17 protein-coding genes are annotated in these 15,498 nt (G+C 66.6%); 6 read left to right on the top strand and 11 right to left on the bottom strand.

The window, feature by feature from the left end:
• Positions 1-33: 33 nt before the first annotated feature.
• Positions 34-393: a winged helix-turn-helix transcriptional regulator gene (locus BLU18_RS01790; RefSeq protein WP_092633571.1), complete on the bottom strand. Its 360-nt coding sequence runs from the start codon at positions 391-393 to the stop codon at positions 34-36.
• Positions 394-595: 202 nt separating this feature from the next.
• Here BLU18_RS01790 and BLU18_RS01785 point away from each other — a divergent pair, with 202 nt between their 5' ends.
• From BLU18_RS01785 to BLU18_RS01760, 6 genes are all read left to right on the top strand, one after another.
• A complete protein-coding gene (locus BLU18_RS01785; protein ID WP_245697850.1) occupies positions 596-1,381 on the top strand; it encodes an NADPH-dependent F420 reductase in 786 nt (261 codons plus the stop codon).
• Between the two features lie 169 nt (positions 1,382-1,550).
• On the top strand, positions 1,551-1,928 hold the full coding sequence (locus tag BLU18_RS01780) for a DUF5658 family protein (protein ID WP_092630550.1): 378 nt from the start codon (positions 1,551-1,553) through the stop codon (positions 1,926-1,928).
• 43 nt (positions 1,929-1,971) lie between these two features.
• Positions 1,972-3,225 (top strand): Glu/Leu/Phe/Val family dehydrogenase, encoded by a 1,254-nt coding sequence (locus BLU18_RS01775; RefSeq protein ID WP_092630547.1) that lies wholly within the window; start codon positions 1,972-1,974, stop codon positions 3,223-3,225.
• Between the two features lie 52 nt (positions 3,226-3,277).
• A complete protein-coding gene (pyrB, locus tag BLU18_RS01770; protein ID WP_092630544.1) occupies positions 3,278-4,192 on the top strand; it encodes an aspartate carbamoyltransferase in 915 nt (304 codons plus the stop codon).
• On the top strand, positions 4,189-4,674 hold the full coding sequence (gene pyrI / locus BLU18_RS01765; RefSeq protein ID WP_092630541.1) for an aspartate carbamoyltransferase regulatory subunit: 486 nt from the start codon (positions 4,189-4,191) through the stop codon (positions 4,672-4,674). The genes pyrB and pyrI overlap by 4 nt, the downstream gene beginning before the upstream one ends.
• Positions 4,675-4,921: 247 nt before the next feature.
• Complete coding sequence (locus BLU18_RS01760; RefSeq protein ID WP_092630537.1) at positions 4,922-5,758, top strand: hypothetical protein; 837 nt, start codon at positions 4,922-4,924, stop codon at positions 5,756-5,758.
• A gap of 135 nt (positions 5,759-5,893) precedes the next feature.
• On the opposite strand, the gene menC is transcribed toward BLU18_RS01760, so the two are convergent.
• From menC to BLU18_RS01710, 10 genes are all read right to left on the bottom strand, one after another.
• On the bottom strand, positions 5,894-6,961 hold the full coding sequence (gene menC, locus BLU18_RS01755) for an o-succinylbenzoate synthase (RefSeq protein ID WP_092630534.1): 1,068 nt from the start codon (positions 6,959-6,961) through the stop codon (positions 5,894-5,896).
• Positions 6,958-7,905: a 1,4-dihydroxy-2-naphthoate polyprenyltransferase gene (locus BLU18_RS01750; protein WP_092630531.1), complete on the bottom strand. Its 948-nt coding sequence runs from the start codon at positions 7,903-7,905 to the stop codon at positions 6,958-6,960. The genes menC and BLU18_RS01750 overlap by 4 nt, the downstream gene beginning before the upstream one ends.
• A gap of 41 nt (positions 7,906-7,946) precedes the next feature.
• Entirely contained in the window at positions 7,947-9,122 is a 1,176-nt protein-coding gene (locus BLU18_RS01745; RefSeq protein WP_092630528.1) for an inorganic phosphate transporter, read from the bottom strand.
• 19 nt (positions 9,123-9,141) lie between these two features.
• Positions 9,142-9,585: a hypothetical protein gene (locus tag BLU18_RS01740; RefSeq protein ID WP_218124043.1), complete on the bottom strand. Its 444-nt coding sequence runs from the start codon at positions 9,583-9,585 to the stop codon at positions 9,142-9,144.
• 203 nt (positions 9,586-9,788) lie between these two features.
• Positions 9,789-10,718 carry a 1,4-dihydroxy-2-naphthoyl-CoA synthase gene (locus tag BLU18_RS01735; protein WP_092630522.1) on the bottom strand — a complete coding sequence of 310 codons (930 nt, stop codon included), beginning with the start codon at positions 10,716-10,718 and terminating at the stop codon, positions 9,789-9,791.
• A 37-nt stretch (positions 10,719-10,755) separates the two neighbouring features.
• The gene (locus BLU18_RS01730) at positions 10,756-11,100 is read right to left on the bottom strand and encodes a hypothetical protein (RefSeq protein WP_092630519.1); all 345 of its coding nucleotides are present in this window, start codon (positions 11,098-11,100) and stop codon (positions 10,756-10,758) included.
• Between the two features lie 157 nt (positions 11,101-11,257).
• Positions 11,258-11,587, bottom strand: a complete 330-nt coding sequence (locus BLU18_RS01725; protein WP_218124042.1) for a hypothetical protein — start codon at positions 11,585-11,587, stop codon at positions 11,258-11,260.
• A 96-nt stretch (positions 11,588-11,683) separates the two neighbouring features.
• Entirely contained in the window at positions 11,684-13,450 is a 1,767-nt protein-coding gene (menD, locus tag BLU18_RS01720; protein ID WP_092630513.1) for a 2-succinyl-5-enolpyruvyl-6-hydroxy-3-cyclohexene-1-carboxylic-acid synthase, read from the bottom strand.
• Positions 13,447-14,790 carry an isochorismate synthase gene (locus tag BLU18_RS01715; RefSeq protein ID WP_092630510.1) on the bottom strand — a complete coding sequence of 448 codons (1,344 nt, stop codon included), beginning with the start codon at positions 14,788-14,790 and terminating at the stop codon, positions 13,447-13,449. The genes menD and BLU18_RS01715 overlap by 4 nt, the downstream gene beginning before the upstream one ends.
• A gap of 34 nt (positions 14,791-14,824) precedes the next feature.
• Complete coding sequence (locus BLU18_RS01710) at positions 14,825-15,424, bottom strand: sulfite oxidase-like oxidoreductase (protein ID WP_092630507.1); 600 nt, start codon at positions 15,422-15,424, stop codon at positions 14,825-14,827.
• Positions 15,425-15,498 lie beyond the last annotated feature (74 nt).

Below are 15,498 nucleotides of genomic sequence, written 5' to 3'. Positions count from 1 at the left end.
AGACCCAACTACGGCTTCGAGACGTACTGTGTCTCAGAAGCACTCCAGTTGGTCTGACCCATACCGTTCCATCCACGTCTCCAATTCCTCAAAAACGGGTGCGAGGTCGTCTACCATCTCAGTTGCCTCGTATTCCACTCGTGGCGGAATTTCGTCATACTGTGTTCGCTCGAGGAATCCAGCTCCGACGAGTTCGTCGAGCCGTCGAGAAAGTGTATTCGGCGACAGTTCGAGCGAGTCTTGGAGTTCGCCGAAACGGATCGACTGCTCGTCTTTGGTGACGAACTCGTTGAGAATCGCCAAGGTATGGGCCTTTCCGAGAAGTGAAAAGAGCATACTCTCGTCGACCCCTTCACTCTGTGTTGCTTCCCGATTTACGCCAGATTCGCTCATACTCTCACTACGGAATTGGTAGTTATGCCCGTTCCGGTCGTAAGTGTCCATAACTGTGGATCCCCGATGAGACCGATACGTCTCTGAATCTGATTCAACCAAGATGGATCGGTGATTTAGTCCTCGCCACTTCCACTGTCGGTAGTAGCAACCACAGTGCTAACTTGGTACCTTTTCACACTATGGCTCGTACGAATTGAACGTGACACAGTCGATGAAAATTGGAATTATTGGCGCAGGTGATGTCGGAGGTACAGCCGCTCAGCACTTTACTGATTCAGGGCACGAAGTCATGATCAGTAACTCCCGGGGGCCAGAAACACTCACCGACCTCGTTGCCGAACTTGGGTCGAACGCTCGAGCAGGAACTGTCTCTGAGGCTGCCGCATTCGGCGACGTCGTCATGGAGGCAATCCCCTTCAGTGCGTATGAATCTCTACCTGTAGAAGATCTCCGTGGGAAGATCGTGATCAGTGCGTCGAACTACTATCCGGGACGTGACGGACTGATGGACCTCGCCGAGACACACACGGATACCGTCGCAGACCATCTCGAAGGCTCACGAATCGTCAAGGCATTCAACGAGACGTACTGGGAGACTCTCCGAGATGGCCAGCGGCTAGACGCCGATATAGATGACCGACTTGCGATGTTTCTCGCGGGGGATGATGAGGACGCGAAGAAGGTCGTTGCAGACCTCATCAAAGATATTGGCTTCGCTCCCGTGGACGCAGGCCCACTTACTGAGGGTGGCCGCCACATAGAACCTGGTTCGCCAATCTACACCGAGCCACTGACAGCGAGCGAGGCTCGGGAACGGTTAGCAGCCCTCAAAACGAGCGTTGCTGCATACGAACACGACTATTATTCCCCCTCTGAGGATATGACGATTCAAGAACTGGCCGATGTGCTGGATATGAGTGAGGAATCGCTTTCTGCACAGCTCGAACGGGGGACGGGACAACTCATCAGTCAATATCTCGAGTAAGGTGTAGTTACAGCGACTGGTTCAACGTAACGTCTATATGGTGGGTTTTCAACAAAGCCGAAAACCACCATGATATGCCGGTCTCAAGCCGAGCCGTACGCGCCGAAACGACTCTTTGTACCGCCGTAAGCGGCCTATACTCACGGGGGTTGGCGTGCATTCTCCGTCTATGTCGACCGACACGAGACAGCTCTTCTCGACCACCGTTGGCGGCGCGCGCCTCAACGCCGCAGTAACGCGACTCGCCGACTACGAGTCGTTGCTCTGGAGCATCGTCCTCGTGACCTGTCTCGCCGACGTCCTCCTCACGACCTACGGACTTCGACTCGGCCTGACCGAGAGCAACCCCGTCGCGGCGGGGCTGGTCGGACGACTCGGCGCGCTGCCGGCGTTGGCGCTCTTGAAGGCGGGCGCTGTCGGCGTCGCCGCCACAGGGTGGACGGTCGTTCCCGACGACTACCGCGCGCTGATTCCCGCCGGGTTGGCGTTCCCGTGGACCGTCGCGGCGACGGCGAACGTTTTCGCCATCGGCCTCGCCCTCGCGTAGTCCGGCGAAAGGTCTGTGTGGTCGGAGGGCGAAGCGACCGTGAATGGCGGATATCAACCCGTTCGAGAGTCTCCAGGAACAGATAGACGATGCGGCCGCCTACGCCGATATCGACGACGAGGTGATAGAACGGCTCAAGCGGCCGGAACGCGTGCTGTCGGCGACGCTCTCGGTCGAGATGGACGACGGCTCGATGGAGCAGTTTCGGGCCTATCGCTCGCAGTTCAACGGTGACCGCGGGCCGTACAAGGGTGGCATCCGCTACCACCCGAACGTCACCGCGGACGAGGTGAAGGCGCTCTCTGGCTGGATGGTGTACAAGTGCGCCGTGGTCGACGTTCCATACGGCGGCGCGAAGGGAGGCATCGCCTTCGACCCGCGCGACTACTCGGCGAGCGAAGTCGAGCGCATCACTCGGGCGTTCGCCGTCGAACTCCGGCCGCTCATCGGCGAGGACCGCGACATCCCCGCACCCGACGTGAACACGGGGCAACGGGAGATGAACTGGCTCAAGGACACCTACGAGACGCTGGAGCGGACGACCGAACCCGGCGTCGTCACCGGGAAAGCGCCGTCCTCGGGCGGGAGCGCGGGCCGCGTCGAGGCCACCGGACGGTCGACGATGCTCGTCGCCCGCGAGGTGTTCAACTACCTCGGCGGGGGCATCGAAGGCGCGACGGTCGCCGTCCAGGGGTTCGGCAACGCTGGCTCCATCGCCGCGCGCCTCCTCGACGAGGCGGGTGCGACGGTGGTCGCCGTCAGCGACTCCCGTGGCGGCGTCTACGCCGCCGACGGACTCGACGTGGCGGCGGTCATCGACCACAAGCGCGAGACGGGGGCGGTCGGCGGGTTCGCGGGCGCGGACGAGGAACTGGACAACGAGGCCCTCCTCACGGCCGACGTGGACCTGCTAGTGCCGGCGGCGCTGGAGAATGCCGTCGACGCCGAGATTGCGCGCGAGGTGCGGGCGGACGTGGTCGTCGAGGCAGCCAACGGCCCACTGACGCCCGATGCCGACGACGTGCTCACCGACCGCGACGTGTACGTCGTCCCCGACATCCTCGCGAACGCGGGCGGCGTGACGGTGTCGTACTTCGAGTGGGTGCAGAATCGGCAGCGGTTCTTGTGGACCGAAGCGCGCGTCAACGAGGAACTCGAACGGGTCGTCACGGACGCGTTCGACCGCCTCGTGGAGACGTTCGAGCGCACCGACGTGCCGAACTTCCGGACGGCGGCGTACGTCGTCGCCCTCGAACGGGTGGCGAGGGCGTTCGAGGAAGGCGGCAACTGGCCGTAGCGACGAGGCCGTCCCGAGGGATTCAAGGCGCCGCGGATGGCTCACACACGTAATGTTGCAGGACCACCTCATCAGCGCGGCCCACCTCTCCCGGGACGACATCGAGGCGGTGCTCGACCACGCCGCGGCGGTCGACGCTGACCCCGACCTCGTCCGCGGCCGTCACGACGGGCGCGTGCTCGCGCTGTGTTTCTTCGAACCGAGTACGCGCACGAAGATGAGCTTCGAGTCGGCGATGAAGCGCCTCGGCGGCGAGACGGTCGACATGGGCGCGGTCGACTCCTCGTCCGTGAAGAAAGGCGAGAGCCTCGCCGACACCGTCCGGGTCATCGAGGGCTACGCCGACGCCATCGTCCTCCGGCATCCGAGCGAGGGGTCGGCGAAACTCGCTTCGGAGTTCGTCGACGTGCCTCTCGTCAACGCCGGCGACGGCGCGGGCCAGCATCCGAGCCAGACGCTGCTCGACCTCTATACGATTCGGGAGAACGCGGGGCTGGACGACCTCACCATCGGCATCATGGGCGACCTGAAGTACGGGCGGACGGTCCACTCACTGGCCCACGCGCTCACCAACTTCGACGCGCGCCAACACTTCATCAGTCCCGAGAGCCTGCGCCTGCCTCGAAGCGTCCGCTACGACCTGCACGAGGCGGGCGCGCAGGTGCGCGAACACACCGATATCGAGGACGTGCTCTCGGAACTCGACGTGCTCTACGTGACCCGGATTCAGCGCGAGCGCTTCCCCGAGGAACGCGAGTATCGAGAGGTCGCGGGCGAGTACCGCATCGACGCCGAGACGCTTGAAGCCGCGCCCGACGACCTGACGGTGATGCATCCGCTCCCGCGCGTCGACGAAATCGCGCCGGACGTCGACGAGACGACCCACGCCAAATACTTCGAGCAAGCGCACAACGGCGTGCCCGTTCGGATGGCGCTACTCGACATCCTTCTCGGAGGTGACCGATGAGCGACAAAGAACTCCGCGTCAGCAAGATTCGCAACGGAACCGTCATCGACCACGTCACCGCCGGACAGGCGCTGAACGTCCTCGCCGTCCTCGGCATCGACGGTAGCGGCGGCGAGAGCGTCAGCATCGGGATGAACGTCCCGAGCGGGAAGGTAGGACAGAAGGACGTGGTGAAGGTGGAGGGACGCGAACTCAGCCAGTCCGAGGTGGACGTAATCTCGCTCATCGCCCCGCAGGCGACCATCAACATCATCCGGGATTTCGACGTGGTGGAGAAAAACCGGGTGGAGCGAACCGACTCGGTGACCGGCATCCTCGTCTGCCCCAATCACAACTGCATCACGAACGCCGACGAACCCGTTAAGACGGCGTTCGAGGTGCTCGACGATGGCGTCCGGTGTTCGTACTGTGACACCATCGTCCGCGAGGAGGACGTGGCGGAACACATCGACGCCCGCGGCGCGGGCGAAACCGCTTTGTGACCGGTGGTCCAACGAATACCCATGTCAGGGAAGACGAAGTTCATCCTGGTGCTCGCACTGATCGCAATCGGCTACGTCCTGCTGTCCGGTGACAAGGAACCGGTCGAAGTCGACGTCGAAGAGTAATCGCCACGCGGCGACTCCGTTCTGACGCGGTTCTCGTAACACCCGGCGACTCTCACCGGATAGCCCTGCCGAAAAACGCCCCATCCAAATCCCTTACCTGTCGACGCCCGTACCGACGGGTATGTTCGGGGTCGTCACGCGCAACGCCGAGGAACTGGAGTGGTCGGCCGTCGATAGGGGCTTCTACGAGGTGAAAGACGTGACCGGCCGAGCGGCGGCGCCGGTGACGACGGGCGTCAATATGGTCTCGGCGTTCGGCGATAACGCCGCCGTCGGCGACGACCCGGGCCTCGCCGCGGTGGACGCCGAGGGACGGCCCGCGACCCGCGAGCGCCCGTACTTCGACTGGTCGTACGTCTGCCCGACACACGACCGCTACCGCGAGGGACTGCTCGAAATCGTCGACGACTGCGTGGCGGAGAACCCCGACCTCCGCTTGGACGACATCGGCTTCCCGCGCGACGGCTACTGTCGCTGTGACCGCTGTGACCGCCGGTTCGAGGCGAGCGAGTACGACGACCGGGCGGACTGGCGCGCCTCGGTCGTCACCGACTTCGTGACCGCCGTCCGCGAACGCGTCCCCGGCGACCTGTATCTCACCCTCTATCCCGACCCCTATCCCGGCCACCTTCGGACGCGGAGCGGCGTCGACGTCGACGCCCTCGCGCCCCTCACCGACGAGTTCGTCGTCCCCCTCTACGACACCGCCTACGGGACGACCTACTGGCTGGAGACCATCGCGACGGGGTTCGAGAGCCGACTGGCCGACGCCGACGTGCGCCTCGGCGTCGAACTCTACGCCGTCGACGTGGACGTGGACGCCCTCGTGACGGCGACGGAGGTGGCCGAGGCGTCCGCCGACGCGGTGTACTTCGGCTACGACGCGAGCAACGCCGTGGCGGCGATTCGTCGCCTGCGCGCCGACCGGCAGAGTGGCGTCTCGCACGGCGACGCCTAGAGCGGGCCGTACGAGAGCGCCCAGATAACTGCGAATCCAGCGCAGAACACGAGCGCGGCGACGAGTGCGAGCACGTAGAGGAGTCGTCCAGTCGTCACGGGTGACGAAGGGCCGGGATTCCTATATCGCCTCCGGTCAGACCAGGTCCGCGAAGGCGTCGCCGGCGACGCCGGGACCCTCGGGAACGGTGACACACCCGTCGACGACCGGAACGGGGTCGAGACAGAGGTCGGTCGCGAGGGCGTCGGCCGTCGCCAGTCCGCAGGGGCGCACGTCGGGAATCGCAGCGGCGACGTGGACGGCCGCCGCCCGTGCCGGTGCGGCGTCGACGGTGGTCGTCACCACGGGGTCGACGCCCGCCGCCCGCGCCCGTTCCGCGACGGCGTGAGTTCGCGCCGGCCCGCCGAGCGCCATCGGCTTCAAGACGAGGACGTCCGCGGCGTCGGCGTCGAGCACCGCCCGCGGCGTCGCCGTCGCCAACGCCTCGTCGAGTGCGATGTCGACCCCGCGGCCGCGGAGGGCGGCGTGTCCCGAGATGTCGGCCGCCGGGAGTGGTTGTTCGAGGTAGTCGAGGTCGAGGGTCGAGAACGCGTCGACTGCCTCACGGGCCGTCTCGGCGTCCCACGCGCCGTTGGCGTCCGCCCGGAGAGCGACGCCGTCCCCGACCACCTCTCTGACGGCACGGAGGCGGGCGGCGTCGCGGTCGAGTTTGCCGACGCCGACTTTCACTTTCAAGCAACTGAAGCCGGCGGCGACGGCGTCTTCGGCGGCGGCGACCGTCGCGTCCACGTCCGCGTCGCCCAGCGTCGCGTTGACGGGGACGCTCGCGGCTGGCGTGTCCGCGAGGAGCGCCGCGAGGGAGTACCCATCGCGTCGCCCGCGAGCGTCGAGGGCGGCACACTCGACGGCGTGACGCGCGGCAGGGGCGTCGTCGAGAGCGTCGGAAATGGGAACCGCCGCCAGCGGGTCCGCTGGCGAGTCGTCGAGGAGCGCGTTCGGGTCGTCGAGGGCGTCGGCGACCCGGTCGAGTGCCGCCCGACACGCGTCGAGCGATTCGGTCCACCCCGGGAGCGGCGTGGCTTCCCCGACGCCGCGAACGCCGTCGGCGTTGAGACGGAGGAGTTCGCCCTCGCGTCGTCGAATCGTTCCGCGGGCCGTCGCGAGCGGGCGTTCGAGGTCGAGGCTGAACGAGCGGCGTCTCACAGCGCGAGCGCGAGCCCCACGGCGAACAGGCCGGCGTGGGCGGCGAGCAGTTTCCCGGTGCGTTCGAGCGCGGGGTTGAGGGCGTCGCCGTCGGTCCGTGTGCAGACGGTCCGCGTCACGGCGACGGCGAGCGGCGCGGTCAGGAGGGGGAGACAGACGACTGGCGAGGCTGGGCCGACGGCCCAGAGCGCGACGGGGACGAGATACGCCACCGCGAGGAGAGCGACGTACTGGACGCGACTCCAGCGGTAGCCGATGCGGACCGCGAGGGTTCGCTTGCCCGTTTCGGCGTCTGTCTCCAAGTCGCGGACGTTGTTCACGACGAGGATGTTCGTCGAGATGGCGGCGACGGGGAGGCTGGCGACGACGGCTATCGGCGGGAGCGTCCCCGGCGGTATCGAGACCGTGAGCGGGTCGGCGAGGACGGCCGCGGCCTGCACGTAGTACGTCCCCGTGACGGCGATGACGCCGAAGAAGACGAACACGAAGAGGTCGCCGAGGCCGTGATAGCCGAGCGGATAGGGCCCGCCGGTGTAGGCCAGTCCCGCGACGACGGATAGCACGCCGACGAGGAGGATGGGGAGGCCGCCGACGTAGACGAGCGTCGTTCCGACGAGGACGGCGGCGGCGAAGGTGAGGTAGGTGGCGCGTTTCACCGACTCGGGCGGGATGAGGCCGGACTGCGTGACACGGGTGAACCCCTCGCGCTCGTCGGTGTCGGCGCCCTTGACGGCGTCGTAGTAGTCGTTGGCGAAGTTGGTACCAATCTGGATGAGGGCGGCGCCGACGAAGGCAGCGAGGGCGGCGAGTGGATGCTCGACGCCGCGACCGACTGCCAGGCCGGTGCCGACGGCGACGGGCGCGGCGGCGGCGGGGAGCGTCTGTGGTCGCGCGGCCATCAGCCACGCCTTCGAGCGACTGATATCCGAAGCCTGTGCGCTCATTATCGGGTGTCGGGTACCCAGCGGCGTAAAGACCTGCGTTCTTACCAGACGAACGCGAAGAGGAGGCGGAAGGTGCCGTACGCGCCGATGGTCGAGAGCAGGGGGACGACGTTCTGCATCAGGACGACTCGGCCCGTCGTCTCGGGGTTGAACAGTTCGGCGGCGCTCGGAACCTCCTCGGGGTCCTCTTCGCCGATGTCCGGAGCCTCTTCGCCGGGTTCGTCGGCCGTCAGCGCGCCGACGGAGACGTTGGGCGATTTCTCGCCGCGCACGCCCTCGGAGACGGTCATCGAGCGCGTCGCGCGCCCCCATCCGAGACCGACGATGGACATGGTGGCGATGATGACGAAGGAGGCGGGGATACCGATGGCCGAGAGGCCGATGACGATGCCCGACGAGATGACGGCGACGACGATGGCAGCGGTGAGCGGGAGGTCGGTGATGTCGTTGCCGAGGGTGTCGAGCGTGCGGCGGGCGATGGTGAGTGCGCCGACGGTGACCGCGGCACACCCGAGGAGGATGAGCAGGTTCAGGTCGACGCCGGCGCCGTAGAGCGGCGCGATGGCGTTGGCGATGTTCGAGGTGCCCGACGAGAAGGCCATCAGACAGCCGATACTGATGACGACGACCGTCCCGACGATTTCGCGGCGGGTGGAGTTGGGTCCCGACTGGGGCATGGGCACCGCGCCCGAGCGGTCGACGGTCAGCAGTGCGCCGTCGCTTCGCTCGATGGCGATCCATCGGTTGATAGTCGGGTAGAAGTACCGGCCGACGACGCCGGAGACCCAGAAGCCGACGAGGGGGGCGACGATCCACCAGACGGCGATTTCGCCCATGACGACCCAGTTGAGTTCGCCGGCGGCGACGCCGAGGCCCGCGATGGCGCCGACGGCCGTCATCGACGTCGAGGCGGGGACGCCGGCGTAGTTACCGATGAAGAGCGCACCGCCGATGAAAAACAGGACGACGATACTCGTCTCGATGGTGAAGACGCCGGGGTCGGTCACGAGCTCGCGGCCGAGCGTGTTCACGACGCGGCGACCGATGGTCCACGCACCGATGGAGAAGAAAATCGCCATGAGCACGCCGGCGAGGAGTTTCGAGACGACACCCGCGCCGACCGCCGGGCCGAACGCCGGGCCGGTGTTCGACCCGCCGATGTTGAACCCGACGAACAGCGCGACGACGAACCCGAGAAGGAGGAGGCCGCCGATCATACGTAGCGATACCCTCCCGTCATCGGTCGTCGTCTTCCTCTTCGTCCTGCATCTCGTCGATTTCGTCGGCGCGCGGACGGCGGTCGACCCGCTGGTTCACCTGTTCGAGTTGCTCGATGATGTCGGTCATCTCCTCGGTCACCGTTTGCTCGACGTTCTCGGTCACTTCCTCCGTGACCGTCTGTTCGACCTTCTCGGTCACCTCTTCGGCGACGCTCTGTTCGACGTTCTCCGTCGCCTCTTCGACCTCTTCGGAGACCGTTTGCTCGACGCTCTCGGTCACCTCTTCGGTGAGCGTCTCCTCGACTTTCTCTGTCACTTCCTGTGTCATCCACTCGGGGTCGAACCGCGCCATCTTCCACACGACGTGAATTACGTAGGAAACGAGCGCCCCAATCCCGAACGCCACGCCCACGTCGGTGCCGAGCAAGAGAATGAGCACCACAGCGAGAAGAATGAGCACGCCGTAGGCCAGATCAACCAGAAAATCGACACGGTTTGGATTCATCGATGCATCACTACTAGCGGGTAGTTCCTCCGCCCATATACGCCCTCCCTTTCTGCTCTCCTGCGATACTGACGACCACGCACGTTCGGGAGTCCCTCGCGTCGCCTATTGAGCGAGCGAGACGCGACGAGCGGCCGGCCACACGGTGCGGCCAGATATCAGTAGTGCCACGGCACGTCCGAGAAGTCCGGCTCTCGGCCTTCGAGGAAGGCGTCGCGCCCCTCCTGTGCCTCGTCGGTCATGTACGCCAGCCGCGTCGCCTCGCCCGAGAACACCTGCTGTCCGACCATCCCGTCGTCGACGAGGTTGAACGCGTATTTCAGCATCCGCATCGCGGTCGGACTCTTCCTCGTCATCGTCGTTGCCCACTCCAGCGCGGTGCTCTCTAACTCCTCGTGGGGGACGGCCTCGTTGACCATTCCCATGTCTTCTGCCTCCGCGGCGTCGTAGGTTTTCCCGAGGAAGAACACCTCACGGGCCTTCTTCTGGCCGATTTGACGGGCGAGGTAGGCCGACCCGAAGCCGCCGTCGAAGGAAGCCACGTCCGGGTCTGTCTGGAGGAACTTCGCGTGCTCCTCGCTCGCGAGCGTCAGGTCACAGACGACGTGCAGGGAGTGGCCGCCGCCGACGGCCCACCCGGGCACGACGGCGACGACGGGTTTCGGCATGAAGCGAATCAGTCGCTGGACTTCGAGGACGTGGAGGCGACCCACGCTCGGCGTGTCGGTGTCGAGCGAGGCGTCGCCGGTGTCGGCACCGTCGGCGTCGGTGTCCTCGTCGCCGCGGTATTCGTAGCCTGACTCCCCCCGGATGGCCTGGTCGCCGCCGGCCGAGAACGCCCACCCGCCGTCTTTCGGCGACGGACCGTTGCCCGTCAGGAGGACACAGCCAACGTCCGACTGCTGGCGGGCGTGGTCGAGTGCCGCGTAGAGTTCGTCGACGGTCTGGGGGCGGAAGGCGTTGCGTACCTCGGGGCGGTCGATGGCGATGCGAACCGCGGGCACGTCGTCCGCGCGATGGTAGGTTACGTCCTCGAAGTCGTCGGTGACCGCCGTCCAGCGGTCGGGGTCGAAGATGTCGGAAACCATACCGGGTCCGAGGGCGGCCCGCGCAAAAAGGTGCAGGTCACCGGCGGTCCAGCCACCGAGCTACCGGGCCGATAGGGCTGGTGACCCAGGAGACGAGTACCACGACTGCGGCGACGAGGACGCCGAGCAAGAGCGACGCCGCGATGACAATCGAGTACGCGAGGACGACGAGGACGACCCCACCGGTCACCAGTCGTCGCTCGCGACTCATGTCGTCGAGCGGGTTGCCGGTCGACGCGCGGTCGATGAGCCACGCTAGCAGGTAGATGAGAGCAGCGACAACCACACCGAACAGGACAGCGTCCGCGATGACGATAGCGTATGCGAGAACGATAGCAGCGAGGAGGAGCGCACCGAGTCGTCGGTTCGTGTTGGAGGGCATCGCTCCCGACTGGCGGCGGCGCGCACCTAAACTTACTCATCGGAATATCGATTCTGTTGGACTCCCTGGAAACTGAGCGGAAGTACGAGAGACAGCGGATGCGTAACGCAGCGATGCCGTTCGAGTGGTTACAGACAGCCAGCCACGTCGCGTTGAGTTACCCTTCTTCGATGGGGGTTCCCTCACCGAATGACGCGACATTGATGATGACGAACAGAACTACCAGTAGTCCCGCGAGTACAACAAAGGCCACCGACCAGTTACGTTGCGCTGCTGGCGACATGTTCCAACGGGCAGCTGCCCATCTCGTCGAAATCATCCCTGCAAGAAACAATGAGACGCCAATCGCTGCGATATGAATGCCACCAAACAGCGACGTTTGGAGAACCAACAGACCCATGCCGGCGAGGACTGCCCCAGCAATCATAGAGAGGGCAGGAAGCACTCGAAATGTACTATCAGAGTCCGGATTCGAATCAGGGGCCATGAGTATATATCAGAAAGAAAATATATAACTCCTCTCACTGGAATGTAGCTGGTCTTCACCCGACCACACCAGCCGGCACGGTCCGACGAGAACCTATCACTCGGCGAGTTCAGCGACCGTCTCCTCGACCAGTCGCTCTCGCGTCCGCTGACTGGCTTCGGCGTCCGTCGTCACGTCGATGACGTCGGTGCCCTCGCTCGCCACCGCATCGGCGTAGGCGTCGCGGAACTCGTCCCGACTCTCGACGGCGGTGTAGCCGAGGTCGTAGAGGTCCGCCGTGGGTTCGAAGTCGAGTCCGTGCGGCGTCTTGAACGCCTCGGTGAAGGGGGGGTCGAATGACTCGATGGGAAGCCGGTGGAAGATGCCGCCCCCGTCGTTGTTCACGAGGACGATGGTCGCGTCGACGCCACAGCGAAGCGCGGACAGCAGGCCGGTGCTGTCGTGGTAGTACGCCAAGTCGCCAATGACGAGCGTCAGGTCGTCGGTCGTCGCGCTTCCGGCGCCGAGCGCGGTGGAGACGACGCCGTCGATGCCCGACGCCCCGCGGTTCCCGAGGACGGTGTAATTCGCGTCACTCGGGGCCATGTAGCGGTCGGCGTCGCGCACGGGGTTCGAGTTCGAGACGACGAGCGTCGCCGGTTCGGGGGCGAGGTCGGCCACGTCCGCGAGGACAGCCCCCTCGAAGTAGCCGCCGGCCCCGTCGCCCATCGCGTCGGCGACGACGTCAGCGTGGGCGCGTTCGGCGCGCTCCCAGCGCTCGCGCCAGTCTGGGTCGCCGCCCCCGCGCACGACTTCCGAGAGACGCCCGGCCAGCCGTGCGGGGTCCGCGACCACGAGGTCGGTCGCCCTGAACTCGGCTTCGCGCCACTCACCCGCGGGGTCGACGACGAACTGGCGCGCGTCGACGCGAGCGAGGTACTTGCGGAGGCGCTTCGAGGTGGGCGAAGCGCCGATTCGGAGGACCACCTCCGGGTCGGGCCAGTCCTCCGTCACCCGCGAGTCGAGGTAGCCGTCGTAGCCGCCGACAGTCGTCGTCACGCGGGTGTGACCGCCGAAGCGAAGCCCCGAGAGCGGGTCGGCGACGATGGGAAAGCCCGTCGCGTGCGCGAGCGCCGTGACCGCCTGCGGGTCGACGCCCGGCGGGTCGGCGGGGCCGGCGACGAGGAGCCCGCGGTCGACCGACAGCGCCTCGGCCACCGTCCGGAGGTCGGTCCGGTCGAGTTGGGGGACGCCCGCCGTCGTCCGCACGAACGGCTGATCGGTGCCGCGGCCCGCGGCGGCGAGTGGGTCGAGGTCGGCAGGCACGTCGCCCGGCCGCGGCGTCGGTTCGAGGGGCTTGCGGAACGGGCAGTTGAGGTGGACCGGTCCCGAGGGCGTCCCCGTCGCCTCGGAGAGGGCGCGAGCGACCGTCGTCCGGAGCGACCGGAGCTTTCGGGCCTCTCCCTCGGGTTCAGGGAGGTCCTTGTACCACCGGACGGCGTCGCCGTAGAGTTTCTCCTGGTCGACGGTCTGGTTGGCGCCGCTGTCACGGAGTTCGGGCGGTCGGTCGGCGGTGAGCAGGCAGAGCGGGACGCGGGCTTGGTCTGCTTCGATAACCGCCGGATGGTAGTTCGCGGCGGCGGTACCGGAGGTGCAGATAAGGGGCGTCACCTCGCCGGTCCGGCGCGCGCGGCCGAGGGCGAAGTAGGCCGCGGCGCGTTCGTCGAGGACGGAGTAGACGGTCAGGTCGTCGTTGTCGCTCACGGCCGTCGTCAGCGGTGTCGACCGACTGCCGGGCGAGACGACGACGCTCTCGACGCCGCTGCGAGCGAGTTCGTCGGCGATGGCTCGGCCCCAGAGGACGTTGCGGTTCGGTTCGCTCATCGTTCGAGTTCGTCGAGAATCGGGCGGTATTTGAGCTGCACTTCGTCCCACTCTCGGTCCGGGTCGGAGTCGGCGACGACGCCGACGCCGGCGAAGAGCGTCGTCTCGTCGCCGCGGGCGAGCGCCGAGCGAATGGCGACGGCGAAGGAGCCGTTTCCGGCGGCGTCGATCCACCCCACCGGCGCGGCGTACCACCCGCGGTCGAACGGCTCCGTGTCGCGGATGGTCGCGAGCGCCGTCTCCGGGGGCAGACCGCCGACGGCGGGCGTCGGGTGGAGCGCCTCGACCACATCGAGGACGTGCGTGTCGCTGTCGAGCGTCGCGGTGATGGGCGTAAAGAGGTGCTGGACGGTCTCCAGCCGTCGCACGCGGCGCTGCCCGGCGGTGATAGAGGACGCGAACGGCGAGAGCTGCTCGCGGATGGTCTCCGCGACGAGTTCGTGTTCGTGGACGTTCTTCTCGTCGTCGAGCAGTTCCTGTGCGAGCCAGTCGTCTTCCGCGGGCGTGTCGCCTCGGCCCGTCGTGCCCGCGAGCGCGCCCGTCGTGACCGTGCGGCCGTGGCGGGTGACGAGGCGTTCCGGCGTCGCGCCGAAGAATCCGGGGCGGTCGACGCCGCCCTCGGCGGTCGGTTCCACGAGAAAACGATAGCAGTCGGGATAGGTGTCACCGAGGCGAGCGAGTACGTCCGGGAGCGAGAGCGGACGGTCCAGTTGGACCGCGAGCGCCTGCGCGAGGACGACTTTCTGCAGGTCGCCGGCGCGGATGCGGTCGACGGCGGCGTCGACCGACTCCCGCCACGCCTCCCGCGGCGTCGTCCGCGTTCGCGAGACGATGCCCGGCGGCGGACTGGCTGCCGACGTATCGAGGGCTTCGAGGCGCTCACGCTCCGTATCGAGTCGGTCGGCGACGGCCTCTGGCGTGGCGTCGGGGCCGACGGCGTTGACCGTCACCCACGTCCCGCGGTCGGTGTCGGTGACTTGGACGCGGGGCAACACGAAGCGGGCGCCTGGGAATCCGTCCCAGGTGTCGTCGCTGCTGCCCTCGTCGTGGAAAGCGAACCCGCCGAACAGTCGGGGGCAGGCGGCTTCGGTGCCGGCGTGAACGTCACCGTCGTGCAACACGCGACCGATACCCTCCTTGATGGCCGTGAACCGGTCGCGGCCGTCGGCGGTGAGCGTCGCGGCGGCGCCGCCGGCGACGACGGTGGCCTCGTCCGGCCCCGTCCAGAACGTCCGCGGGGCGGGCATGGCGTCGAGAGCGGCACGGAGCGAGGGCACCGTCGCTCGGACCGACCGACTGACGAGACGGGTCCCAGTCTCGTCGCTTCGCGGGACACCCATTATAAGCACACCTCGGGACGCCGCACTCTTTTACCTAACTATCGCTGTATCGCTCCTCGGCCCACGGGTCCGCCGTGACGGAGTAGCCGCGGCGCTCCCAGAACCCGCGCTCGGGTTCGGTGAGGAACTCGATGCCGTTCACCCACTTCGCGCCCTTGTAGGCGTAGCGGTGGGGCGTGACGACGCGCACGGGGCCGCCGTGTGACCGCGGCAGGGGGTCGCCGTCGAACTCGAACGCGAGGAGCGTCTCGGGGCGCAAGCTGGCGTCGAGTGGCAGGTCCGTCGTGTAGTCGTCCGCCGCGGAGAACATGACGTGCACGGCGTCGTCATCGACGCCGACGTGGTCCGCGAGCGTTGTGAGGGGGACGCCCGTGAAGTCACAGTCGAACTTGCTCCATCCGGTCACGCAGTGGAAGTCCTGTCGCTGCGTCTCGACGCCGAGCGCCGTGAACTCGTCCCAGTCGAGCGTGACGGGGTCGTCGACGGCGCCCGTCACCGAGAGCGACCACTCCTCGCGCGCGACGCGGGGTTCGTTCCCCTTCGAGAGGACCGGAAAGGAGTCGGTCTGGTGTTGACCGGGCGGAAGCCGTTCGTCGCCGAACTCCCGGTAGAGGTCCGTGACGTCTTTGACCATGACTGGGTTCGGCGCTCGATACACCTATACTCTCGGTCCACCACGAATACACGATTTCGAAACTCCAGTTCACG

Source organism: Haloplanus vescus (genome assembly GCF_900107665.1).
Taxonomy (GTDB): Archaea; Halobacteriota; Halobacteria; order Halobacteriales; family Haloferacaceae; genus Haloplanus; species Haloplanus vescus.
Note: the sequence above shows the minus strand (reverse complement) of the source record. Positions and strands in the feature narration are given on the sequence as shown.